Here is a 23,523-nt window from a genome sequence, read left to right as displayed (position 1 = left end):
TGGCTGCGATACCATAGCTCTTCTTCGCGGTCTATAATCTAGACCGGTAACGATAGTGACAAGAGGAAAGAAGCCATGGCTAAAATCGCGCTCATCGGCGCTTCCGGCAATGCCGGGTCCCGTATTCTGAAGGAACTTTCCGACCGGGGACATCAGGTGACGGCAATCGCCCGCAATCCCGAAAAGATCGCCAACCTGCCGAATGTGGTGGCAAAGAAGGGCGATGTTTTCGATCAGGCAGGGCTTTCGGAACTGCTGAAGGGTCACGATGCCGTGATCAGCTCCGTACATTTCACCGCCAGCGATCCGGCAACGTTGATCGAGGCCGTGCGCGCCTCCGGCGTTCAGCGCTATCTCGTCGTCGGCGGCGCCGGCAGCCTTGAAATCGCGCCGGGCCAGCGTGTGGTCGACCTGCCGGATTTCCCGGCCGCCTACAAGGCTGAAGCGACCAAGGGTGCGGAGTTTCTGGACCGGCTGAAGCAGGAAAAGCAGCTCGACTGGACCTTCCTGTCGCCATCCGCCGAATTCGTGCCGGGCGAAAGAACCGGCAAATTCCGCATCGGCAAGGATAATCTCCTCAGCAACGATGAGGGCAGCCGCATTTCCTTCGAAGATTATGCCATCGCGCTTGTCGATGAAATCGAGAAGCCGCAGCATTCCCGCCAGCGTTTCACCATCGGTTATTGAGAGGTATCACCCATGAATTTCGTAACACGCCGTCTTGCCATCGCCGCTTTCGCCTTCGTGCCCGCCTTGATGGCGGCACCCGTTCTGGCACAAACCGCAACGCGGGATTTCGCGCAGGAAGAAGCCAATCGCAAACTGGTGATCGAGTTCTACGATACGGTCTTCAACAAGCATGATGTGGCGAAGGGCGCCGCCGTCCTTGTCGACAGCTACAAGCAGCACAACCCGATGGTGCCGGACGGCAAGGCGCCGTTCGTCAATTATTTTACCGGCTTCTTCAAGGAGAATCCGCAGTCGAAAGCGCGGATCGTGCGTAGCGCCACGGATGGCGATCTGGTCTATCTGCACATCCATTCGACGGAAAATGAAGGCGATCGCGGCAGGGCCATCGTCGATATCTTCCGCGTCACCGATGGCAAGATTACCGAGCACTGGGACGTGATCCAGGAGGTACCGGAAAAGGCGGCGAACAATAATACGATGTTCTGAGGGCCGTCGCCGTCGCATTGCCGATAACAGGGAACAGCCGGGATTTTCGCCCGGCTGTTTTCATTTTCAGATTGCACGTCGTTTCTGGCGCGACTGTACGATCAAATCCAGCGCCAGCATGGCCAGCAGGCTCGCGCCCACCAGCGGGAAAATGATGCCGCCGATGGCGAGTATGGCGAGCAGACCGTGCAGGACGCGTTTTTCCTGCGGCAGGGGTGGCACGCCGAGTGACCCTTTCGGACGGCGTTTCCACCACATGATGCCGGCAGACACGGCAAGCAGCACAATGCCGATGCAGGCCGCCAGAAGCACGATCTGGTTGGCGAGGCCATATTGCTGGCCCAGATGCACGTTGATGCCCCATTCCAGCGCCTTGCCGAGCGGGCCGTAGTCGGCGTAGCTCATATCGATCAGCGGTTTGCCGCTATATTGATCGAGATGGACGACACGTTGCTGCGCCAGATCGTCGGGATAGACGGAGCCGCTATAAACGCCCGTCGGTTTTCCCGGCAGGGAGACAGCGTAACCGGCGGCAAGACCGAGCGCGTCGAAACGTGCTATCGCCTCGTCGATCCCGATTGGCTGGCCTTCGGCGGAATGGGTGGATTCCGGTATTTTCGCCTGCTCCAGCGACCAGCTCGTCTTCGCCACGTGATCGAGATGTTCGCCCGACATCGGAACATCGGTGCGAATGCCCGCCGGATATCCGAAGTTACTGCCATTCGCCCATTCATTGACCTTCGCACCCCAGACGCCCGACCAGGGCATGCCGGTGACCGCAAGGAAAACGATGAAAAAGCCGACGAAAATGCCGGTGACGGCATGGGTATCGCGCCAGAACACCCGCTTTTTCGGCGTGCCGCGCACGGTCACGACACCGCCGGTCTGTTTTCGCGGCCACCAGAGATAGATGCCGGTGGCGACAAGAAGGATGGACCAGCCGGCGGCGATCTCGATCAGATAGCGGGCATAGGTGCCGAAATATTTCAGGCTGTGGAGATAGCGGATCGTCCACATGACGGTGCCGCGATCCGGCAGGGAGCCCGCAACCTCTCCGGTATAGGTGTTGACATAGACGGCCCGCTTTCCATCCGCCGTATTGACGGTGATTTCCGTCGATGCGCCCGGATCGGCGGGGGTGGTATATTTGACGGCTGTGCCGGGAACGGCCGCAAGCGCTGCACTCACGATCTCTGAAGGCAGCGCTTTCGGCGCATTTTGCACCACTTCGATCCGCTTCAGGTCCGAATGGATGAGATTATCGAACTCGTCCCGGAAGAGATAAAGCGCACCGGTGACGGCGAGCGATATCATGAAGGGCAGGACGAGCAGACCGGCGTAGAAATGCCAACGCCATACGGCGCGGTAAAGATTTGCGGACGAGGAATGCGCAGGCGCACGCTCGCCCTCGAAAGAGGTCGTAACGGACATGGATGTCTCCGCAAGAGAATTGATTTTCCGGCAGGCCGGACAGTGTTCTAGCGCTGCGGAGCGTAGGGAGGTGCGCGTGGGCGCGATTCCAGATTGGGCGGCGATGGCGGCAACGCCGCGTCGACGTTCGGGAAGGCGACTTCGACCGCAAGGAGAATATTGTCCGCACGCTCGATGGGAATAACCGGAAGAGCGGCGACCGTGGCCGAAGCCAGACGGCAGAGCGTGCCGCAACAGTCATCGGCGATCTTGCCGGCCGGGTTCTGCTTGCCGGAGCCGCCTTCCGGCATATGGCTGGAACAGATGATTTCATCCGCCGCCAGCGCGGCCATCGCCATATTGCCGCTGGTCAGGCCGTTGGCGAGGCCCTGCAAAAGGAAAAGCAGAACCGCCAGCATGGCGATGGCGCCAGCCGAACTTCTGTCCTGCATGATCCTGCGAATGAATCCCATGCAATCGGAATGTCATATTTGCGGCGAAATGTCACCGCGACACAATGACGGGAAGGGAGGGGCAACAACGATCCCGGCAAGGCGTGGGATGCCGATGTATATATGCCGCTTAAATGGAGAGCGGCGCTGGAGCCCAGCGCCGCAGCGCGCTTATTCCGCTGCCGGAATGGGCGTGGGTTGTCCGTTTTCGTCCATCGCCACCATGATGAAGGTTCCGGCGGTGACTTTTTCCAGCTTGTCATAACGCGACCGCTGCGCCCAGGCTTCCACCGTCAGCGTGATGGAGGTGCGGCCAACGCGGGCGATGTCGGTATAGATGGACAGCGTATCGCCGATCTTCACCGGCAGTTCGAAGGCCATTTCCTTGACCGCCGCGGTGACCACGCGACAGCGGGAACGCTCCGCTGCACGGATGCCGCTCGCCAAGTCCATCTGCGACATGACCCAGCCGCCGAAAATATCGCCGGCCGGATTGGCGTCGGCCGGCATGGCGAGCGTTCTGAGCGTCAGCTCGCCGGTCGGTTTGATGGTCTGGTCGGTCATGTTGAGATTTGCTCCGTGCGAATGACAAAGGCGCAGCATGCGTTGCGCTTTGCGATTTCGCAAGGAAGGCGAAGCGTCAGGACGACGCTTTGCCCAGAAATTGCTGCGTTGCATAAAGGGCGATGGCCGCCGCATTCGAAACGTTGAGCGATTTGATCTCGCCGGGCATATCGAGACGGGCGAGCGCCGAGACGGTTTCGCGCGTTTTCTGGCGCAGGCCCTTGCCTTCGGCGCCCAGCACCAGAGCGATTTTATCACCGCTGAACGTCTGCTCGATGGGGGCGGGGCCTTCGGAATCCAGACCGACGGAGAAGAAGCCGAGCTTGTGCAGTTCGCCCAGCGCATCGGCCAGATTGGTGATCTGGATATAGGGAATGAGCTCCAGCGCGCCGGAAGCCGATTTCGCCAGCACGCCCGACTCCGTCGGGCTGTGGCGCATGGTGGTGATGACGGCGCCGGCGTTGAAGGCGACCGCCGAGCGCATGATGGCGCCGACATTGTGCGGATCGGTGACCTGATCGAGCACGAGAATGAGCGGGCTGTCCTTCAGCGCGCCGAGACGCTTGACCGGCAGCGGCCGGGTTTCCAGCATCACGCCCTGATGGATGGCCTCGGGGCCGAGCACACGATCGATATCCTGAGGGGAAACCATCTCGACCGGGAAGGGCTGGGAATCGGCCTCGCCGATATCGAGACGCGCAAAGGCGTTCTGGGTGACGGAGAGCTTGACGATCTGCCGTTCGGGATTGGCGAGTGCCGCACGCACGGTATGCAGGCCGTAAAGATGCACCTGATCGGGCGCAAGCTGCGGCGGCTTCCAGTCGTCTGCGCCACGGTTCTTGCGCTTCGGCTGCTGCGGGGTCGGAATTTCGCCGCGCTCGCGCTTGGCGTCGCGCACGGCGCGGCGCAGGTTGGCATAGTGCGTGTCGCGGGTGGATTTGTTCTTGGGATCGTCTTTGCTCATGGCGCCTTATATCTCTGCCGGGAGGCGCGCACCAGCCCCCGCGATAATCCACAGGGCCGTAAAGAGGTTTGAATTTTTTCCCGAAAATTCGTGAAAGGGCGTGTTGACAGAAACGAACGAGGCCGTCATATACGCGCCACAGACGACGCAACGGCGCTTCGCCGCAGCGAAATCTGAAGAGCTTGGTCGCTCGATCCTAGCAGAAAGCTGGAGGGATGCCCGAGTGGTTAAAGGGGACGGACTGTAAATCCGTTGGCTACGCCTACGTTGGTTCAAATCCAACTCCCTCCACCATTCTGCACGGATCGAAATCACCACCGCGGGTATAGCTCAATGGTAGAGCAGCAGCCTTCCAAGCTGAATACGCGGGTTCGATTCCCGCTACCCGCTCCAGCTTCTCCCCAATATCATCAATTAAGTTTTTTTAGCGCTGTTTTGCCGCCTTTTGTCTCGGCGGAAACATACGGCCGTTTTCTGGCATTTTCCACCTGTAGGAAGGGCGTTCTTCCTGAGCGCCTTGTTATGAGGTCTGACTGCGTCTGTGGGGGCACACCATGCAGAACGCGTCTTCAGGATGGCTCCAGCGCCGACTGGATCCGCAGTTTTTCCGCGTCCAGTTCGCTCAGCCTTCCCATATGCGCCGTGATTTCCTCAAAGATCGAGGTGCGATCCGTTTTCGACAGGCGCTCCACGCGACGCAGGGCCGTGATGACCTCGATCAGATCAAGTCGCTCCTGCTCAAGCTTTTCCAGATTCCAAAACATCGCGTTTTCCCCGTTGGCACGCCTTCAAACGGCTGGCCGGGCAAAAGGTTCAGATCAGTAGAATTTAAGGTAAATTTTATCTTGTCGGCAACGGCCCGAGCTGGGGATGCAGCCCGGGCCTCAGCCGAATCAATAGGGTGAGCGGCACTGCGTCCGCGTGCCGGCAGGGGCCATATAGCTGTTGTCGGTGGGATGGTAGGATGTGTAACGCGCTGCACACCATTTTATATGGTCGATTTCGGCTTGAGACAGGGCGTAGCCGTTGGGCGTGGCCTCTTCGCCTTTCCCTGCCGCAAAGGCAGACGCGGGGTAACCTCGCTGATCTGAATTATGCGCCTGCGCCTGTGTTTCGTAGGCCGGCTGAATGAGGCTCAACGCATGGGCGGGCACGACAGCAGCGGCAGATATCGCGACGCCAAGAGCGAGCGCGGAGATGGTCTTCGGCATCCTCAACATCGATAAATCCTCGTTATTCGTTCGGTATGCTAACGAAAACTTAGGAAATTCGTTCCGGTGAAGGGTTGACGCCACACGAACACGTGATTCTCCGGGCTGGGCGCAGGAGGCGGTTGAAGCGGCAATATCGGGGTGCTCTCGGTCCTGCGGCGGCGTTCATGATGACGGTGCGATGCTGTCTTCACCCGGAAGACGGTGTGTCCGGCAAGCAAGTTCCATTCCCACCTGCTTCGCTTTCCGTCCTTTCGCACTGCTCGTTGACAAGCGGAAAATCCGGTCAGATAGTCGGCCGGCAATCATGCAAACGGGAGTCTTCAATGTTTAACAGGGTTGTCATTCTCTCATCCTTTGCGCTGCTGGCATCGGCGGCGTTTGTCTCCCCCGCAGCCGCACTCACCATGAAGGAGTGCAGCGTCAAATATCAGGCGGCGAAAGCCGACGGGTCGGCCAAGGACGTCAAGTGGAACGACTATCGCGCCAAGTTCTGCGGCAGCGAGGCGGCAGCCGAGGATGCGGCCGACGACAAGCAGGTCGCGGCCACCACCGAAAAAGAACCCGCAAAAGCGACGACAAAGGCCCCGAAGGGCGTCGCTTTCCCGAGTGCTGTCGATAAGAAATATTCAAGCGAGACGCCCGCAAAGGCCCGCCTGAAAACCTGTGTCGACTCCTATCACAAGAACAAGAATGACGGCACGCTCGGCGATCTGAAATGGATCCAGAAGGGCGGCGGTTACTGGAGCCTGTGCAACACGGCCCTGAAGAGCTGAGACAGGCGGGGGCGGATTGCCTCCGGCACTGGCGCGTTATCCGACATGGTTTCGGATAACGCGTGAGTCGATTCGGCCGTGATCGTTTGCCCCTGACCCCTTTTCCCCTTGCCGCCATTCGCCGGCAGATGCGGATATCGCTTCTTGTCCGCGATCAGGATTTGATCGCGGATGAGTCCGTTCCTTGATGGATGGAAACGCGCGGTATGGGGCAACCCCGTTTTCGGGCGGGTAAAATCTGCGAATGGCTTGCGATTCAGTCTCTTGATAGAAAGACTTGACCCTGCGGCTTGATCCGCATCCAGCAATTCAACGGCTGCGGCTGTCCGATGACGGCTCGCCGGCAATGTGGGCGGATGACCAGACGATTTCGAAACTATCTCACCGTGCTGGCCATATCGCTGCTGATGTGGACGGTGATCCTTGGCGTCGTTTATTGGCTGTTTCGATAGGTTTTATCACAACTTGCCGGCCTGAATGAAAGTGCCGCAGGGCCTGTGCGGCGATAAAGCTGCCACATGCCTGCGAGGCCGATATTCCCGAAAATTTGATATGGTGAGAGGCGGCCGCCCCATTTCGGCTTTGCTGGCGTGACCTTATGGTTCGGTGAAATCAGGAAAGGGTCATCATGAAAAAATCCGTTGCCGCGACATGCCTTGCAGCTTTCTCCATGTCGGTCGCTACCGGCGCCATGGCTGAAGAGCTGGTGATTCCGCTTCCGAATGACACGACGGTCGAAAAGGTGGAGACCGTCTATCAATGCGCCGCCGACAAGGTGGAGGCCGTCTATTTCAATGCCGGTGAGATCAGCCTCGTGCGGTTGGGACTGAAGGATGGCGTCACCGTTGCCGCAAATGTCATTTCCGGGTCGGGCGCCAAATATCAGGGCGGCATTTATGTCTGGTGGTCGAAGGGCGAGGAGGCGGATCTTTACGATCTGATGGCGGATCCGGAGATGAAGCAGCCGGTTCATTGCGTGGAAGCGAAGAAATCCTGATCGTTGGGAGCTTTGCCTCAAAGGAGCGGCGGCAGGGCGGTTTTTTGAAAACCTTGCCATGCCGCCGGTCAGCGTGGGAGTGCGCGCGCGGCGCGTTCAGCCAAGAACGAGCGACGCAAGAAGCGCCAGCAGGATAAGAGAGCTGGCGACAACGCCGAGCCTCACCCTGCGAAGGCGGCGGGTACGACCGCCGCTCCAGTCATAAGCCATTGGCAGCTTTACCTTTCTTTTTATTATTATGACTTATTGACTAGCTCCCTAGGCTTGCCCGTGGCTGACCTCAATTGTCAGAATCCATCGGCGAAAATTCACGATTTCCCTGTCTTCTCCCGATGTTGCAGCAAGCGCGGCGATTGATTCTTCCTGTCCTGCGACGGCAAGGAGGGTGAGGCGACCTGACGGGCGCAGGCGATGAAAAAGGCCCGGAAACTGGCGTTTCCGGGCCTTCTGGAGAAGCGTGTCTGCTGGCCGTTTCAGCTCAGATAGGGCTGGAGATAGGGCAGAACCTCGAGCGTGCCGTGATACAGCATGTTGAGGGCGACATAGATGATGACCATCAGGCCGAGATAGGAAATCCAGCGATAGCGGTGCAGCAGCTTGGCGACGAAGTTGGCGGCAAGGCCCATGAGCGCAATCGAAACGACGAGGCCGATGATGAGCACCGTCACATGTTCCTGTGCGGCGCCGGCGACGGCAAGGACGTTATCCAGCGACATGGAAACATCGGCGATGACGATCTGTGTCGCGGCCTGGAAGAAGGTCTTGTGCCCCTTGGTCAGGTCGGCCTCTTCGTCCGTCACTTCGTCTTCGATGGAGCCTGCGGCCTCACGCAGTTCGACCCACATCTTCCAGCACACCCAGGCGAGCAGCAGGCCGCCGAACAATTGCAGGCCGACAATGGCGAGAAGCTGCACGGTGACGGCGGCAAAGCCGATGCGCAGAACCGTGGCGGCGATGATGCCGACCAGGATCGCCTTGCGGCGAAGGTGAGCGGGCAGACCGGCGGCGGCAAGGCCGATGACGATGGCGTTGTCGCCCGCCAGCACGAGGTCGATTGCGATGACCTGTAAGAATGCCGTGAAACCGGCGGCTGTGAAGATTTCCATGGGATGGTCCTGAAACGGATAGAGAGGTCGCGAGGGAAGCGAGGGATCGAGATATGGCTTGGGATGGCGCGTCCGCGCCGGATTCCAGTCGCCCGTCTCCCCCCGGCGATGAAATGTCCTTAAGCCATCATGCCGGTGCAGGTAAAGAAGTTGTGATAGAAATATCTTATTTAGTGATCGGCCATTCCGGAGGAGGGGGCCGTCGGGCGGATGCCCGCTTCGCCCTTGCGAGGGTTTGAATGTCGCAAATCAGATACCATATACGGGCCTCAAGGCACGCTTAGGGCGCGCGCGAAGACGCTTTCACAATTAAGTCTTGCGCATTCGCTTACAAAGCCTTAAACGGCGACACCAAACCGGTACGCCGGGGAAACTACTTCACGTTCACAGGAAGCAATTCACATGGCAAAGAGCAAGTTTGAGCGCAATAAGCCGCACGTCAACATTGGCACGATCGGTCACGTTGACCATGGCAAGACGTCGCTGACGGCAGCGATCACGAAGTTCTTCGGCGAATTCAAGGCGTATGACCAGATCGACGCCGCGCCTGAAGAAAAGGCCCGTGGTATCACGATTTCGACGGCACACGTTGAATACGAAACGCCTGCCCGTCACTATGCGCACGTCGACTGCCCCGGCCACGCCGACTACGTGAAGAACATGATCACCGGTGCTGCCCAGATGGACGGTGCGATCCTGGTTTGCTCGGCTGCCGACGGCCCGATGCCGCAGACCCGCGAGCACATCCTGCTTGCCCGTCAGGTTGGCGTTCCGGCGATCGTCGTGTTCCTCAACAAGGTCGACCAGGTTGACGACGCCGAGCTTCTCGAGCTCGTCGAGCTTGAAGTTCGCGAACTTCTGTCGTCCTACGACTTCCCGGGCGACGATATCCCGATCATCAAGGGTTCGGCACTTGCTGCTCTTGAAGATTCCGACAAGAAGATCGGTGAAGACGCGATCCGCGAGCTGATGGCTGCGGTTGACGCCTACATCCCGACGCCTGAGCGTCCGATCGACCAGCCGTTCCTGATGCCGATCGAAGACGTGTTCTCGATCTCCGGCCGTGGTACGGTTGTGACGGGTCGCGTTGAGCGCGGTATCGTCAAGGTTGGTGAAGAAGTCGAAATCGTCGGCATCCGTCCGACCTCGAAGACGACGGTTACCGGCGTTGAAATGTTCCGCAAGCTGCTCGACCAGGGCCAGGCCGGCGACAACATCGGTGCACTGGTTCGCGGTGTTAACCGTGACGGCGTCGAGCGTGGTCAGATCCTGTGCAAGCCGGGTTCGGTTAAGCCGCACAAGAAGTTCAAGGCAGAAGCCTACATCCTGACGAAGGAAGAAGGCGGCCGTCATACGCCGTTCTTCACGAACTACCGTCCGCAGTTCTACTTCCGCACGACGGACGTAACGGGCATCGTTACGCTTCCGGAAGGCACGGAAATGGTTATGCCTGGCGACAACGTGACCGTTGACGTTGAGCTGATCGTTCCGATCGCGATGGAAGAAAAGCTGCGTTTCGCTATCCGCGAAGGCGGCCGTACCGTCGGCGCAGGCATCGTGGCTTCGATCGTCGAGTAATTTTTCAAACCCGCAAGGGATTGAGGAAAACCCCGCTGGAAACAGCGGGGTTTTTTATTGCCTGAAAGGATCAGCAGTCGATCCGGGTGACGTCACCGTCCTGAAGATGGAAAAACGCATCCTGCGGCACATCGAGGCGCAGGGCTTCCTCTTTGGAAAGGTTCGCATAGACGCCGCGCAATATCCGGCTGGTTATGCCGTGGCAGATGACGATCGCGTCGCGGGCCTGTCTCTGTGTGATCGTCTCCAGGCTGCGGGCGACGCGGCTCCTCATCCTGTCGAATGTTTCGCCGCCCGGTGCATGGAAAAACCACTCGTAGCGATCCAGCCCGTCGCGCATGCCGGGATATTCGTAGTCGATTTCGTAATCCGTCATGCCATCCCATGCGCCCATGCCGATTTCCATCAGTCCGGGATCGAGAGTGATGCCGTCGATCATGCCGATTTCGCCCGCGACGATCTCGCAGGTCTGCCTGGCCCTGCCAAGCGGGCTGGAAAAAATATGCACTTCACCGGTTTCAACCAGCGTGGCGAGCCTGCGTCCCATCAGCATCGCCTGCCGCCGCCCCAGTTCCGTCAGCGGCGAATCGACCTGGCCCTGCCAGCGGCGGACGGCATTAAATTCGGTCTGGCCGTGACGGACGAGATAGATGCTCATGGGGTTTCCTGTGAAAGTGTTGAAGGCGGATCAATGCAATAGGGGGTGCATCAGGCAGGGCAGGGAAGTGCGCCGGCATATTTTGCCAGACAATGTGAAAAAACAAAAAACACACTTGCCATTCTTTTCCCTGCACCTTAAAGGAGCGCATACCGAATTGGCCAAGCGATTTAGCGGCCGGTTCAGGTGTCGAAGGGGTATAGCTCAGTTGGTAGAGCGGCGGTCTCCAAAACCGCAGGTCGGGGGTTCGAGCCCCTCTGCCCCTGCCACTTTCCATTCGCAAGCGCGGGCTTTCGCTGCATGGCAGATGGATGCCGGATTTCCGGCGAATTTCGCCGAATGTCGATTTCCTCTTGTTAAAAGTGGAATCGGTGTTTATGTAGGGTCAAAACAGACACGCGGTGCGTGGGGCTGATCAGTATCGGCTTTACGCGCCGTAATTGCGTGGGCAGTCAATGGCATCCAAAACCAATCCGTTTACGTTTCTGCAGCAGGTTCGCGCCGAAGCGTCAAAAATCACTTGGCCGTCGCGCCGCGAGACCATGATTTCGACGGCTATGGTGCTGGTGATGGTCATTTTTGCGGCTCTGTTCTTCTTTGCTGCGGATCAGCTCATCGGCTGGCTGCTCAGCCTGGTGCTGAACGTAGGCCGGTAACGGCGCGGTCAAAGGCCCGGTGGAAGGATCGAACGGAGAATAAAAATGGCAGCGCGCTGGTATATCGTTCACGCATATTCGAATTTCGAAAAGAAGGTCGCCGAGTCGATCGAGGAAAAGGCCCGTCAGAAGGGTCTGGATCATCTTTTCGAGAAAATCCTCGTGCCGACCGAAAAGGTGGTCGAGGTGCGTCGCGGCCGCAAGGTCGATAGCGAGCGCAAGTTTTTTCCAGGTTACGTGCTGGTGCGCGCCAACCTGACGGATGAGGCCTATCACCTCATCAAGAACACGCCGAAGGTTACCGGTTTCCTCGGTTCGGACAGCAAGCCTGTTCCGATTCCCGATTATGAAGCCGAGCGTATCCTCGGTCAGGTTCAGGAAGGTGTTGAGCGTCCGAAGTCTTCGGTTTCGTTCGAGATCGGCGAGCAGGTTCGCGTTTCCGACGGTCCGTTCGCGTCGTTCAACGGCGTGGTTCAGGATGTCGACGAAGAGCGTTCGCGCCTGAAGGTGGAAGTGTCGATTTTCGGCCGCGCTACGCCGGTCGAGCTGGAATACAATCAGGTCGAAAAGGTCTGATTGGCGGGGCGAAGCCCCAAGCGCGTGGAAGGCTAACTGGCTCTTTAAGCCGGGGCAGGGCGCCGCACCACGCAACCGCAGCCGCCGGAGCAATCCGGCTTAAGAGAAGCCGGGTAACCGGTTTGAATTGAAAGGCAGAGAGATATGGCTAAGAAAGTTGCAGGCCAGCTCAAGTTGCAGGTAAAGGCCGGGGCGGCCAATCCGTCCCCGCCGATCGGTCCGGCACTTGGTCAGCGTGGCATTAACATCATGGAATTCTGCAAGGCGTTCAATGCCGCCACGCAGGAAATGGAAAAGGGTATGCCGATCCCGGTCGTCATCACCTATTACCAGGACAAGTCCTTCACCTTCGTCATGAAGCAGCCGCCGATGACCTACTGGCTGAAGAAGGAAGCAAAGATCACCTCCGGTTCCAAGACGCCTGGTAAGGGCGCCAAGGTCGGCTCCATCACCAAGGCTCAGGTCAAGACGATCGCTGAAGCCAAGATGAAGGATCTGAACGCAGCCGACATCGAAGGCGCAATGGCAATGGTTGAGGGCTCTGCCCGCGCCATGGGCCTGGAAGTGGTAGGTTGATCATGGCCAAGGTAGCAAAGCGCATTCAGAAGATCCGCGAAGGCGTGGATCCGAACAAGCTCTACGTTCTCACCGACGCCATTTCGATGGTCAAGGAACGTGCTGTCGCCAAGTTCGACGAAACCGTTGAAGTTTCGATGAACCTCGGCGTTGACCCGCGCCATGCGGACCAGATGGTTCGCGGCGTCGTCAACCTGCCGAACGGCACCGGCCGTGACGTTCGCGTCGCCGTCTTCGCCCGTGGCGCCAAGGCTGATGAAGCCACGGCTGCTGGCGCTGACGTTGTCGGTGCAGAAGAACTGGTTGAAATCGTTCAGGGCGGCAAGATCGACTTCGATCGCTGCATTGCGACCCCGGACATGATGCCGCTCGTCGGCCGTCTCGGCAAGGTACTCGGCCCGCGTGGCATGATGCCGAACCCGAAGGTCGGTACGGTGACGATGGATGTTGCCGGCGCCGTCAAGGCGTCCAAGGGCGGCGCTGTCGAGTTCCGCGTCGAAAAGGCCGGTATCGTACACGCTGGCGTTGGCAAGGCTTCGTTCGACGCCAAGGCTCTTGAAGAAAACATCAAGGCTTTCGCCGATGCCGTCATCAAGGCAAAGCCGACGGGTGCCAAGGGCAACTACGTCAAGCGCGTCGCGATTTCCTCGACCATGGGTCCGGGCGTCAAGATCGACCCTTCGTCGGTCACGGCTTAATCAATTCTCGCGCTTCTTAATGGAAGTGTGAATAAAAGAATTTCCGGCTCCCAGGAGCCGGAGATTTCCGGGGAAACCCGGAACTCCTGTCCGAGATTGCGGGTGGCCATGTCTTTCGGGACCTGGCCTTAATCATTCAACCTGCATGAGACGGGTGAGGCTGGATTTGAGGCATCCTAGATGCCTGACTGTCCGGTTCGAACCTGGTGTGCCTGTGCCTGAAGCCGTTTGCGGCGACAGAGCGGGGGACAGGATCCTCGAGCGTCGCTCGGGATCTTTGTAAAAAGGTCCCTTGGGGCAAAGGCAAACCCGACGGGTTCACATGTTGTGTTCCCGTCTACTGGAGACAGACAGTGGAAAGAGCGGAAAAACGCGAATTCGTCACGGAGCTGAACGAAGTCTTCAAGGCTTCCGGTTCGGTTGTCGTGGCCCACTATGCTGGTGTCACCGTTGCGCAGATGAACGACTTCCGTTCGAAGATGCGCGCTGCCGGAGGCACCGTCAAGGTCGCGAAGAACCGCCTGGCCAAGATCGCTCTTCAGGGCACGGAGTCGGAAGGGATGACAGATCTCTTCAAGGGCCAGACGCTGATTGCATACAGCGTCGACCCGATGATCGCTCCGAAAGTCGTCATGGATTTCGCCAAGACCAACGACAAGGTCGTTGTTCTCGGTGGCGCCATGGGTGCAACCACGCTCAACGCCGAAGCAGTCAAGTCGCTTGCGACCCTGCCTTCGCTGGACGAGCTGCGCGCAAAGCTGCTGGGCCTTCTCAATGCCCCGGCAACCCGCGTCGCTACGGTTGTCGCCGCACCTGCAAGCCAGCTGGCACGGGTGTTCTCGGCTTACGCCAAGAAGGACGAAGCCGCTTAAGGCGGTTTTTCGCTGTAAATATTCAAACTGGTTCGAACTGAACAAAAGGAACTATCAAAATGGCTGATCTCGCAAAGATCGTAGACGACCTCTCCTCGCTGACCGTTCTGGAAGCTGCAGAACTGTCCAAGCTTCTCGAAGAAAAGTGGGGCGTTTCCGCTGCTGCTCCGGTAGCTGTTGCTGCTGTTGCTGGCGGTGCAGGCGCTGCTGCTGCTGCTGAAGAAGAAAAGACTGAATTCGACGTGATCCTGGTTGACGCTGGCGCCAACAAGATCAACGTCATCAAGGAAGTCCGCGCTATCACGGGCCTCGGCCTGAAGGAAGCCAAGGACCTCGTTGAAGGCGCTCCGAAGGCTGTCAAGGAAGCTGTTTCCAAGGCTGAAGCTGCTGATCTCAAGAAGAAGCTTGAAGAAGCCGGCGCTAAGGTCGACGTTAAGTAATCTTGCGATTACTGGCGGGAAGGGGCTTCATGCCCCTTTCCGTCGTCATCGTTTTTAAAACTCATTACCCAAAAGCCGCGTGAAAATGGCTTTTGGGTAATGGGTTCTTCAAGAGAATGGTTCCGAACCGGCTCATCTAGGCAATCCGGCCTGATCGATCCGGGATGTGGAACGAGATTGATGACACCCATTGCTTGACGGGATCGACTGGCCATCGGTTCCCGTCCGTTGCAGGCCCGGATGCAATTTTAAAGGAGCGACGATGGCTCAGACCCTTTCGTTTAACGGTCGCAGGCGCGTACGCAAGTTTTTCGGCAAAATTCCAGAAGTAGCGGAAATGCCGAACCTCATTGAGGTTCAGAAGGCTTCGTACGACCAGTTTCTCATGGTTGACGAGCCCAAGGGTGGCCGTCCCGACGAGGGATTGAATGCCGTATTCAAGTCCGTATTCCCGATCACCGATTTTTCCGGCGCCTCCATGCTTGAATTCGTGTCTTACGAATTCGAAGCGCCGAAGTTCGACGTCGAGGAATGCCGTCAGCGCGATCTGACCTATGCTGCGCCGCTCAAGGTGACGCTGCGCCTCATCGTGTTCGATATCGATGAAGATACGGGCGCGAAGTCCATCAAGGACATCAAGGAACAGTCCGTCTACATGGGCGACATGCCGCTCATGACCAATAACGGTACGTTCATCGTCAACGGCACCGAGCGCGTCATCGTTTCGCAGATGCACCGTTCGCCGGGCGTGTTCTTCGATCACGACAAGGGCAAAAGCCATTCTTCCGGCAAGCTGCTCTTCGCTGCCCGCGTAATCCCCTATCGCGGTTCCTGGCTCGACATCGAGTTCGACGCCAAGGACATCGTCTATGCGCGTATCGACCGTCGCCGCAAGATCCCCGTGACCTCGCTGCTGATGGCGCTTGGCATGGATGGCGAAGACATTCTGTCGACCTTCTATACCAAGGCTTCCTATGAGCGCGACGGCGACGGCTGGCGCATTCCCTTCCAGCCCGAGACGCTGAAGAACGCCAAGGTCATCACCGACATGATCGACGCCGATACTGGCGAAGTCGTGGTCGAAGGTGGCAAGAAGCTGACCCCGCGCCTGATCCGTCAGCTGACGGAGAAGGGCCTGAAGGCGCTGAAGGCGACCGACGAAGACCTCTACGGCAACTATCTGGCCGAAGACATCGTCAACTACGAGACGGGTGAAATCTATCTCGAAGCCGGCGACGAAATCGACGAGAAGACTCTCGGTCTCATCCTGCAGTCCGGCTTCGACGAGATTCCGGTCCTCAACATCGACCACGTCAATGTTGGCGCCTATATCCGCAACACGCTGTCTGCCGACAAGAACGAGAACCGTCAGGAAGCCCTGTTCGACATCTACCGCGTCATGCGTCCGGGTGAGCCGCCGACCATGGAATCGGCGGAAGCGATGTTCAACTCGCTGTTCTTCGATGCAGAGCGTTACGACCTGTCGGCCGTCGGCCGCGTCAAGATGAACATGCGCCTCGACCTCGATGCGGAAGACACCGTGCGCACGCTGCGCAAGGAAGACATCCTCGCCGTCGTCAAGATGCTGGTCGAACTGCGCGACGGCAAGGGCGAAATCGACGACATCGACAACCTCGGCAACCGCCGTGTCCGTTCTGTCGGCGAACTGATGGAAAACCAGTATCGTCTGGGCCTTCTGCGCATGGAACGTGCGATCAAGGAACGTATGTCCTCGATCGAAATCGACACCGTGATGCCGCAGGACCTGATCAACGCGAAGCCGGCAGCCGCCGCCGTTCGCGAATTCTTCGGTTCCTCGCAGCTGTCGCAGTTCATGGACCAGGTGAACCCGCTTTCGGAAATCACCCACAAGCGCCGTCTTTCGGCTCTTGGACCGGGTGGTCTGACCCGCGAGCGCGCCGGCTTCGAAGTCCGCGACGTTCACCCGACCCATTACGGCCGTATTTGCCCGATCGAAACGCCGGAAGGCCCGAACATCGGTCTGATCAACTCGCTTGCAACCTTCGCCCGCGTCAACAAGTACGGCTTCATCGAAAGCCCGTACCGCAAGATCGTCGACGGCAAGGTGACCAACGACGTGATCTACCTTTCCGCCATGGAAGAGGCCAAGTATTACGTCGCGCAGGCCAACGCGCCGCTCAATGAAGACGGTTCGTTCTCGGAAGAGTTCGTCGTCTGCCGTCACTCGGGCGAAGTTATGCTCGCACCGCGTGACAACATCAACCTGATGGACGTTTCGCCGAAGCAGCTCGTTTCGGTCGCAGCGGCTCTCATTCCGTTCCTGGAAAACGACGACGCCAACCGCGCTCTCATGGGCTCGAACATGCAGCGTCAGGCCGTTCCGCTTCTGCGCGCCGAGGCACCGTTCGTCGGTACCGGCATGGAGCCGATCGTCGCCCGTGACTCCGGCGCTGCCATCGCAGCCCGTCGTGGCGGTGTGGTCGATCAGGTGGATGCGACCCGTATCGTTATCCGCGCCACGGAAGACCTCGATGCCGGCAAGTCCGGTGTCGATATCTACCGTCTGCAGAAGTTCCAGCGTTCGAACCAGAACACCTGCGTCAACCAGCGTCCGCTGGTTTCCGTCGGCGACAACATCTCCAAGGGCGATATCATCGCGGACGGTCCGTCGACCGACCTCGGCGATCTGGCTCTCGGCCGCAACGCGCTCGTCGCGTTCATGCCCTGGAACGGCTACAACTACGAAGACTCGATCCTGATGTCGGAGCGTATCGTTTCCGACGACGTGTTCACCTCCATTCACATCGAAGAATTCGAAGTGATGGCGCGCGACACGAAGCTTGGTCCGGAAGAAATCACGCGCGACATTCCGAACGTTTCGGAAGAAGCGCTGAAGAACCTCGACGAAGCCGGTATCGTTTACATCGGTGCGGAAGTTCAGCCGGGCGACATCCTCGTCGGCAAGATCACGCCGAAGGGCGAAAGCCCGATGACGCCGGAAGAAAAGCTTCTGCGCGCCATCTTCGGTGAAAAGGCTTCCGACGTTCGCGACACCTCCATGCGCATGCCTCCGGGCACGTTCGGTACGGTCGTCGAAGTCCGCGTCTTCAACCGTCACGGTGTGGAGAAGGACGAGCGCGCGATGGCTATCGAGCGCGAAGAGATCGAGCGTCTGGCGAAGGACCGCGACGACGAGCAGGCGATCCTCGACCGTAACGTCTACGGCCGTCTGATCGACATGCTGCGTGGCCACGTTTCCATTGCCGGTCCGAAGGGCTTCAAGAAGGGCGTCGAGCTTTCCAACGCTGTCGTCTCCGAATATCCCCGCTCGCAGTGGTGGATGTTCGCAGTCGAAGACGAAAAGGCTCAGTCCGAGCTGGAAGCACTTCGCGGCCAGTACGACGAATCCAAGTCGCGCCTTGAACAGCGCTTCATGGACAAGGTCGAAAAGGTCCAGCGCGGCGATGAAATGCCTCCGGGCGTCATGAAGATGGTCAAGGTCTTCGTTGCCGTTAAGCGCAAGATCCAGCCGGGCGACAAGATGGCCGGCCGTCACGGTAACAAGGGCGTCGTCTCGCGTATCGTTCCGGTCGAGGACATGCCGTTCCTCGAAGACGGCACGCATGTCGACATCTGCTTGAACCCGCTCGGCGTGCCTTCGCGCATGAACGTCGGCCAGATCCTCGAAACCCACCTCGCATGGGCATGCGCAGGCATGGGCAAGAAGATCGGCGAGATGCTCGAAGAGTATCGCAAGACGATGGACATCAGCGAGCTTCGCAGCGAGCTGACGGAAATCTACGCGTCTGAAGCCAATGACGAGGTTCAGCGTTTCGATGACGACTCGCTGGTCAAGCTTGCCGAAGAAGCCAAGCGCGGTGTTTCCATCGCGACCCCGGTTTTCGACGGTGCGCATGAGCCCGACGTCGCCGCGATGCTGAAGAAGGCAGGTCTGCATGAATCCGGTCAGTCCGTCCTTTACGACGGTCGTACCGGTGAGCCGTTCGACCGCAAGGTCACCGTCGGCTACATGTACATGATCAAGCTGAACCACCTTGTCGACGACAAGATCCACGCTCGCTCGATCGGTCCTTACTCGCTCGTTACCCAGCAGCCGCTGGGCGGCAAGGCGCAGTTCGGCGGACAGCGCTTCGGGGAAATGGAAGTCTGGGCTCTGGAAGCATACGGCGCGGCTTACACGCTGCAGGAAATGCTCACCGTGAAGTCGGACGACGTGGCGGGCCGCACCAAGGTCTACGAAGCGATCGTCCGTGGCGACGACACCTTCGAGGCCGGTATTCCGGAGAGCTTCAACGTTCTCGTCAAGGAAATGCGGTCGCTCGGTCTTTCGGTCGAACTGGAAAACTCGAAGATCGAGAACCAGCCCGAAGACCAGCTGCCCGACGCGGCGGAATAAGACGATAGAGGCGGGCGCCTTCAAGGGCGCCTGCCGGTTTCCCGGACGGTATTGGCCGGTTTGGGACACTTTCGCCGCATTATGCGGTTAATCCGTATTTAAAGCTCTGGACGGTGACCCGGGAAGAAGCCGGTCCAGATGCAAACAGGGGCAGCAGCTAGCCTCTCAAGGAGACAAGGCATGAACCAAGAGGTCATGAATCTTTTCAATCCTCAGGTGCCTGCGCAGCATTTCGATTCCATCCGGATTTCGATCGCTTCGCCGGAAAAAATCCTGTCGTGGTCCTACGGCGAGATCAAGAAGCCGGAAACCATCAACTACCGTACGTTCAAGCCGGAACGCGACGGTCTCTTCTGCGCGCGTATCTTCGGACCGATCAAGGACTATGAGTGCCTGTGCGGCAAGTACAAGCGCATGAAGTACAAGGGCATCATCTGCGAAAAGTGCGGCGTCGAAGTGACGCTGTCGCGCGTTCGCCGTGAGCGCATGGGCCATATCGAGCTCGCAGCGCCGGTTGCCCATATCTGGTTCCTGAAGTCGCTTCCCTCGCGTATCTCGACCCTGCTCGACATGACGCTGAAGGATGTCGAGCGCGTTCTCTATTTCGAGAACTACATCGTCACGGAACCGGGCCTCACTTCGCTGAAGCAGAACCAGCTTCTGTCCGAAGAAGAGTACATGATCGCCGTCGACGAGTTCGGCGAAGACCAGTTCACCGCCATGATCGGCGCTGAAGCCATCTATGAGATGCTGGCTTCGATGAACCTCGAAAAGATCGCCGGCGACCTGCGCGTCGAGCTTGCTGAAACGACTTCTGACCTGAAGCAGAAGAAGCTGATGAAGCGCCTGAAGATCGTCGAGAACTTCATGGAAAGCGGCAACCGTCCGGAATGGATGATCATGAAGGTCGTTCCGGTCATTCCGCCGGACCTGCGCCCGCTGGTTCCGCTGGATGGCGGCCGTTTCGCGACGTCCGACCTCAACGATCTCTATCGCCGCGTCATCAACCGTAACAACCGTCTGAAGCGCCTGATCGAGCTTCGTGCGCCGGGTATCATCATCCGCAACGAAAAGCGCATGTTGCAGGAATCCGTCGATGCGTTGTTCGACAACGGCCGTCGCGGTCGCGTCATCACGGGCGCCAACAAGCGCCCGCTGAAGTCGCTCTCCGACATGCTCAAGGGCAAGCAGGGCCGCTTCCGCCAGAACCTTCTCGGCAAGCGCGTCGACTATTCCGGCCGTTCGGTCATCGTGACCGGTCCGGAACTGAAGCTGCACCAGTGCGGCCTGCCGAAGAAGATGGCGCTCGAACTGTTCAAGCCGTTCATCTATGCCCGCCTCGACGCCAAGGGTTATTCCTCGACCGTCAAGCAGGCCAAGAAGCTGGTTGAAAAAGAAAAGCCGGAAGTCTGGGATATCCTCGACGAGGTCATCCGCGAGCATCCGGTTCTCCTGAACCGCGCGCCGACGCTGCACCGTCTGGGTATCCAGGCTTTCGAACCCATGCTGGTCGAAGGCAAGGCCATCCAGCTGCACCCGCTCGTCTGCACGGCCTTCAACGCCGACTTCGACGGTGACCAGATGGCTGTTCACGTTCCGCTTTCGCTGGAAGCCCAGCTCGAAGCGCGCGTGCTGATGATGTCGACCAACAACATCCTGCATCCGGCAAACGGCCACCCGATCATCGTTCCTTCGCAGGACATGGTTCTCGGCCTGTATTACCTGTCGATCATGAACCAGAACGAGCCGGGCGAAGGCATGGCCTTCTCGGATATCGGCGAGTTGCATCACGCGCTTGAAAACAAGGTCGTGACGCTGCATGCCAAGATCCGCGGCCGCTTCAAGACCGTTGATGCCGATGGCAAGCCGGTTTCGAAGATCCATGAGACGACCCCCGGCCGTATGCTCATCGGCGAACTTCTGCCGAAGAACGTCAACGTGCCTTTCGACGTCTGCAACCAGGAAATGACCAAGAAGAACATCTCCAAGATGATCGACACGGTCTACCGTCATTGCGGCCAGAAAGACACGGTCATCTTCTGCGACCGCATCATGCAGCTCGGCTTTGCCCATGCCTGCCGCGCCGGCATTTCGTTCGGCAAGGACGACATGGTCATTCCGGACAGCAAGGTGAAGATCGTCGGCGACACCGAAGCTCTCGTGAAGGAATACGAACAGCAGTATAATGATGGTCTCATCACCCAGGGCGAAAAGTACAACAAGGTTGTCGACGCCTGGGGCAAGGCTACCGAAAAGGTCGCCGAAGAAATGATGGCACGCATCAAGGCTGTCGAGTTCGATCCGGAAACGGGCCGCCAGAAGCCGATGAACTCCATCTACATGATGTCGCACTCGGGTGCTCGTGGTTCTCCGAACCAGATGCGTCAGCTGGGCGGCATGCGCGGCCTGATGGCGAAGCCGTCGGGTGAAATCATCGAGACGCCGATCATCTCGAACTTCAAGGAAGGCCTGACCGTTAACGAGTACTTCAACTCGACCCACGGTGCCCGTAAGGGTCTTGCAGACACCGCTCTGAAGACGGCGAACTCGGGTTACCTGACCCGTCGTCTCGTCGACGTCGCGCAGGATTGCATCGTCAACTCCAGGGATTGCGGCACCGACAAGGGCCTCACCATGACCGCCATCGTCGATGCCGGTCAGGTCGTTGCCTCGCTTGGCGCACGTATCCTCGGCCGTACGGCCCTGGACGACATCGATCATCCGGTTTCCGGCGAAAACATCGTCAAGGCCGGTACGCTGATCGACGAAGCCGACGTGGCCGCCATCGAGAAGGCCGGTATCCAGTCCGTCCGCATCCGTTCGGCTCTGACCTGCGAAGTGCAGATCGGCGTCTGCGGCGTGTGCTACGGTCGTGACCTTGCACGCGGTACGCCTGTCAACATGGGCGAAGCCGTCGGCGTCATCGCCGCACAGTCCATCGGTGAACCGGGCACGCAGCTTACCATGCGTACCTTCCACCTTGGCGGTACGGCGAACGTGGTCGACCAGTCGTTCCTCGAAGCCTCTTACGAGGGCACGATTGCGATCAAGAACCGCAACATTCTGCGCAACTCCGAAGGCGCACTCATCGCGATGGGCCGTAACATGGCCGTCACCATTCTCGATGAGCGTGGCCAGGAGCGGTCTTCGCAGCGCGTTGCCTATGGTTCGAAGATCTTCGTCGACGACGGCGACAAGGTTAAGCGCGGTCAGCGTCTTGCAGAGTGGGACCCTTACACCCGTCCGATGATGACGGAAGTGGAAGGTACCGTTCACTTCGAGGACCTCGTCGACGGTCTCTCCGTTCTGGAAGCGACCGACGAATCCACCGGCATCACCAAGCGTCAGGTTATCGACTGGCGTTCGACGCCGCGCGGTTCGGACCTCAAGCCCGCGATCGTCATCAAGGACGCTTCCGGTGCTGTTGCGAAGCTTGCCCGTGGTGGCGAAGCCCGCTTCCAGCTCTCGGTTGACGCCATCCTGTCGGTCGAGCCGGGTGCGAAGGTCTCCCAGGGTGACGTGCTTGCACGTTCGCCGCTGGAAAGCGCCAAGACGAAGGACATCACCGGCGGTCTGCCGCGCGTTGCCGAACTGTTCGAAGCCCGTCGTCCGAAGGACCACGCCATCATCGCAGAGATCGATGGTACGATCCGTCTGGGCCGCGACTACAAGAACAAGCGTCGCGTGATGATCGAGCCTGCGGAAGACGGCGTCGAGCCGGTCGAATACCTGATCCCGAAGGGCAAGCCCTTCCATCTTCAGGAAGGCGACTATATCGAAAAGGGTGAATACATCCTCGACGGTAACCCGGCACCGCACGACATTCTGGCGATCAAGGGCGTGGAGGCTCTGGCTTCCTACCTCGTGAACGAAATCCAGGAAGTCTACCGTCTGCAGGGCGTTGTGATCAACGACAAGCACATCGAGGTGATCGTTCGCCAGATGCTGCAGAAGGTCGAGATCACCGATGCGGGCGACAGCCAGTACATCGTCGGCGACAATGTCGACCGTATCGAGCTGGACGACATGAACGACCGCCTGATCGAGGAAGGCAAGAAGCCGGCTTACGGCGATCCTGTCCTGCTCGGTATCACCAAGGCTTCGCTGCAGACGCCGTCCTTCATCTCGGCCGCATCCTTCCAGGAAACCACCAAGGTTCTCACGGAAGCTGCAATCGCCGGTAAGACGGACACGCTGCAGGGCCTCAAGGAAAACGTCATCGTCGGCCGTCTCATCCCGGCCGGTACCGGCGGCACCATGACGCAGATCCGCCGCATCGCCACCTCGCGCGACGACCTCATTCTCGAGGAACGCCGCAAGGGTACCGGCGCAGGCTCTGCGAACCAGATGCTGCAGGACATGACGGACCAGGCTCCGGCCGCCGAATAAGGCGGGAAGGGCAGGGGCTTTGCGA

At 58.9% G+C, this 23,523-nt stretch carries 21 protein-coding genes and 3 tRNA genes; 16 read left to right on the top strand and 8 right to left on the bottom strand.

Going from position 1 to position 23,523, the window contains the following annotated elements:
- The first annotated feature begins 75 nt into the window (after positions 1–75).
- Together I3J13_RS10375 and I3J13_RS10370 are read left to right on the top strand one after the other, a co-directional pair.
- Entirely contained in the window at positions 76–687 is a 612-nt protein-coding gene (locus tag I3J13_RS10375) for an NAD(P)-dependent oxidoreductase (protein WP_196378729.1), read from the top strand.
- Positions 688–699: 12 nt separating this feature from the next.
- A complete protein-coding gene (locus I3J13_RS10370) occupies positions 700–1,176 on the top strand; it encodes a nuclear transport factor 2 family protein (protein ID WP_196378728.1) in 477 nt (158 codons plus the stop codon).
- A 66-nt stretch (positions 1,177–1,242) separates the two neighbouring features.
- Here I3J13_RS10370 and I3J13_RS10365 read toward each other — a convergent pair whose 3' ends face one another.
- From I3J13_RS10365 to rlmB, 4 genes are all read right to left on the bottom strand, one after another.
- Positions 1,243–2,607 (bottom strand): PepSY-associated TM helix domain-containing protein, encoded by a 1,365-nt coding sequence (locus tag I3J13_RS10365; protein WP_196378727.1) that lies wholly within the window; start codon positions 2,605–2,607, stop codon positions 1,243–1,245.
- 47 nt (positions 2,608–2,654) lie between these two features.
- Entirely contained in the window at positions 2,655–3,059 is a 405-nt protein-coding gene (locus tag I3J13_RS10360) for a DUF2946 family protein (RefSeq protein WP_196378726.1), read from the bottom strand.
- 150 nt (positions 3,060–3,209) lie between these two features.
- A complete protein-coding gene (locus I3J13_RS10355) occupies positions 3,210–3,602 on the bottom strand; it encodes an acyl-CoA thioesterase (RefSeq protein WP_077981754.1) in 393 nt (130 codons plus the stop codon).
- A gap of 76 nt (positions 3,603–3,678) precedes the next feature.
- Positions 3,679–4,566, bottom strand: a complete 888-nt coding sequence (rlmB, locus tag I3J13_RS10350; RefSeq protein WP_196378725.1) for a 23S rRNA (guanosine(2251)-2'-O)-methyltransferase RlmB — start codon at positions 4,564–4,566, stop codon at positions 3,679–3,681.
- Between the two features lie 209 nt (positions 4,567–4,775).
- On the opposite strand from rlmB, the gene I3J13_RS10345 reads away from it, so the two are divergent.
- Positions 4,776–4,860, top strand: a tRNA-Tyr gene (locus tag I3J13_RS10345).
- Between the two features lie 25 nt (positions 4,861–4,885).
- Positions 4,886–4,959, top strand: a tRNA-Gly gene (locus I3J13_RS10340).
- A gap of 176 nt (positions 4,960–5,135) precedes the next feature.
- On the opposite strand, the gene I3J13_RS10335 is transcribed toward I3J13_RS10340, so the two are convergent.
- Positions 5,136–5,330, bottom strand: coding sequence for a hypothetical protein (locus tag I3J13_RS10335; protein ID WP_035263387.1), 195 nt, complete (start codon positions 5,328–5,330; stop codon positions 5,136–5,138).
- 129 nt (positions 5,331–5,459) lie between these two features.
- Positions 5,460–5,786 carry a BA14K family protein gene (locus tag I3J13_RS10330; protein ID WP_196378724.1) on the bottom strand — a complete coding sequence of 109 codons (327 nt, stop codon included), beginning with the start codon at positions 5,784–5,786 and terminating at the stop codon, positions 5,460–5,462.
- 317 nt (positions 5,787–6,103) lie between these two features.
- On the opposite strand from I3J13_RS10330, the gene I3J13_RS10325 reads away from it, so the two are divergent.
- Both I3J13_RS10325 and I3J13_RS10320 read left to right on the top strand, forming a co-directional pair.
- The gene (locus I3J13_RS10325) at positions 6,104–6,553 is read left to right on the top strand and encodes a hypothetical protein (protein ID WP_035263391.1); all 450 of its coding nucleotides are present in this window, start codon (positions 6,104–6,106) and stop codon (positions 6,551–6,553) included.
- 628 nt (positions 6,554–7,181) lie between these two features.
- On the top strand, positions 7,182–7,550 hold the full coding sequence (locus tag I3J13_RS10320; protein ID WP_196378723.1) for an MliC family protein: 369 nt from the start codon (positions 7,182–7,184) through the stop codon (positions 7,548–7,550).
- Positions 7,551–8,023: 473 nt separating this feature from the next.
- On the opposite strand, the gene I3J13_RS10315 is transcribed toward I3J13_RS10320, so the two are convergent.
- Complete coding sequence (locus I3J13_RS10315; RefSeq protein WP_035263395.1) at positions 8,024–8,656, bottom strand: TerC family protein; 633 nt, start codon at positions 8,654–8,656, stop codon at positions 8,024–8,026.
- Between the two features lie 402 nt (positions 8,657–9,058).
- Between I3J13_RS10315 and tuf the strand changes: the two genes are divergently transcribed.
- On the top strand, positions 9,059–10,234 hold the full coding sequence (tuf, locus tag I3J13_RS10310) for an elongation factor Tu (RefSeq protein WP_003525183.1): 1,176 nt from the start codon (positions 9,059–9,061) through the stop codon (positions 10,232–10,234).
- Between the two features lie 70 nt (positions 10,235–10,304).
- On the opposite strand, the gene I3J13_RS10305 is transcribed toward tuf, so the two are convergent.
- On the bottom strand, positions 10,305–10,892 hold the full coding sequence (locus I3J13_RS10305; RefSeq protein WP_196378722.1) for a histidine phosphatase family protein: 588 nt from the start codon (positions 10,890–10,892) through the stop codon (positions 10,305–10,307).
- A gap of 193 nt (positions 10,893–11,085) precedes the next feature.
- Here I3J13_RS10305 and I3J13_RS10300 point away from each other — a divergent pair.
- The 9 genes from I3J13_RS10300 (at position 11,086) to rpoC (ending at position 23,498) form a co-directional block, all read left to right on the top strand.
- Positions 11,086–11,161 (top strand) — tRNA-Trp (locus I3J13_RS10300).
- A gap of 186 nt (positions 11,162–11,347) precedes the next feature.
- On the top strand, positions 11,348–11,548 hold the full coding sequence (gene secE, locus I3J13_RS10295; RefSeq protein ID WP_003523719.1) for a preprotein translocase subunit SecE: 201 nt from the start codon (positions 11,348–11,350) through the stop codon (positions 11,546–11,548).
- A 45-nt stretch (positions 11,549–11,593) separates the two neighbouring features.
- Complete coding sequence (nusG, locus tag I3J13_RS10290; protein WP_003523721.1) at positions 11,594–12,124, top strand: transcription termination/antitermination protein NusG; 531 nt, start codon at positions 11,594–11,596, stop codon at positions 12,122–12,124.
- Positions 12,125–12,268: 144 nt separating this feature from the next.
- Positions 12,269–12,700 carry a 50S ribosomal protein L11 gene (gene rplK / locus I3J13_RS10285; protein WP_003523723.1) on the top strand — a complete coding sequence of 144 codons (432 nt, stop codon included), beginning with the start codon at positions 12,269–12,271 and terminating at the stop codon, positions 12,698–12,700.
- Positions 12,701–12,702: 2 nt separating this feature from the next.
- Positions 12,703–13,398, top strand: coding sequence for a 50S ribosomal protein L1 (rplA, locus tag I3J13_RS10280; RefSeq protein ID WP_003523724.1), 696 nt, complete (start codon positions 12,703–12,705; stop codon positions 13,396–13,398).
- Positions 13,399–13,751: 353 nt separating this feature from the next.
- Positions 13,752–14,270 (top strand): 50S ribosomal protein L10, encoded by a 519-nt coding sequence (rplJ, locus tag I3J13_RS10275; protein WP_003523725.1) that lies wholly within the window; start codon positions 13,752–13,754, stop codon positions 14,268–14,270.
- Between the two features lie 59 nt (positions 14,271–14,329).
- Positions 14,330–14,710, top strand: coding sequence for a 50S ribosomal protein L7/L12 (gene rplL, locus I3J13_RS10270; protein WP_003523726.1), 381 nt, complete (start codon positions 14,330–14,332; stop codon positions 14,708–14,710).
- 262 nt (positions 14,711–14,972) lie between these two features.
- The gene (gene rpoB / locus I3J13_RS10265) at positions 14,973–19,109 is read left to right on the top strand and encodes a DNA-directed RNA polymerase subunit beta (RefSeq protein WP_003523727.1); all 4,137 of its coding nucleotides are present in this window, start codon (positions 14,973–14,975) and stop codon (positions 19,107–19,109) included.
- Between the two features lie 180 nt (positions 19,110–19,289).
- A complete protein-coding gene (gene rpoC / locus I3J13_RS10260) occupies positions 19,290–23,498 on the top strand; it encodes a DNA-directed RNA polymerase subunit beta' (RefSeq protein WP_059762645.1) in 4,209 nt (1,402 codons plus the stop codon).
- The last annotated feature ends 25 nt before the right edge of the window (positions 23,499–23,523 follow it).

It is taken from the genome of Agrobacterium leguminum, assembly GCF_015704895.1.
Classification (GTDB): Bacteria; Pseudomonadota; Alphaproteobacteria; order Rhizobiales; family Rhizobiaceae; genus Agrobacterium; species Agrobacterium leguminum.
Note: the sequence above shows the minus strand (reverse complement) of the source record. Positions and strands in the feature narration are given on the sequence as shown.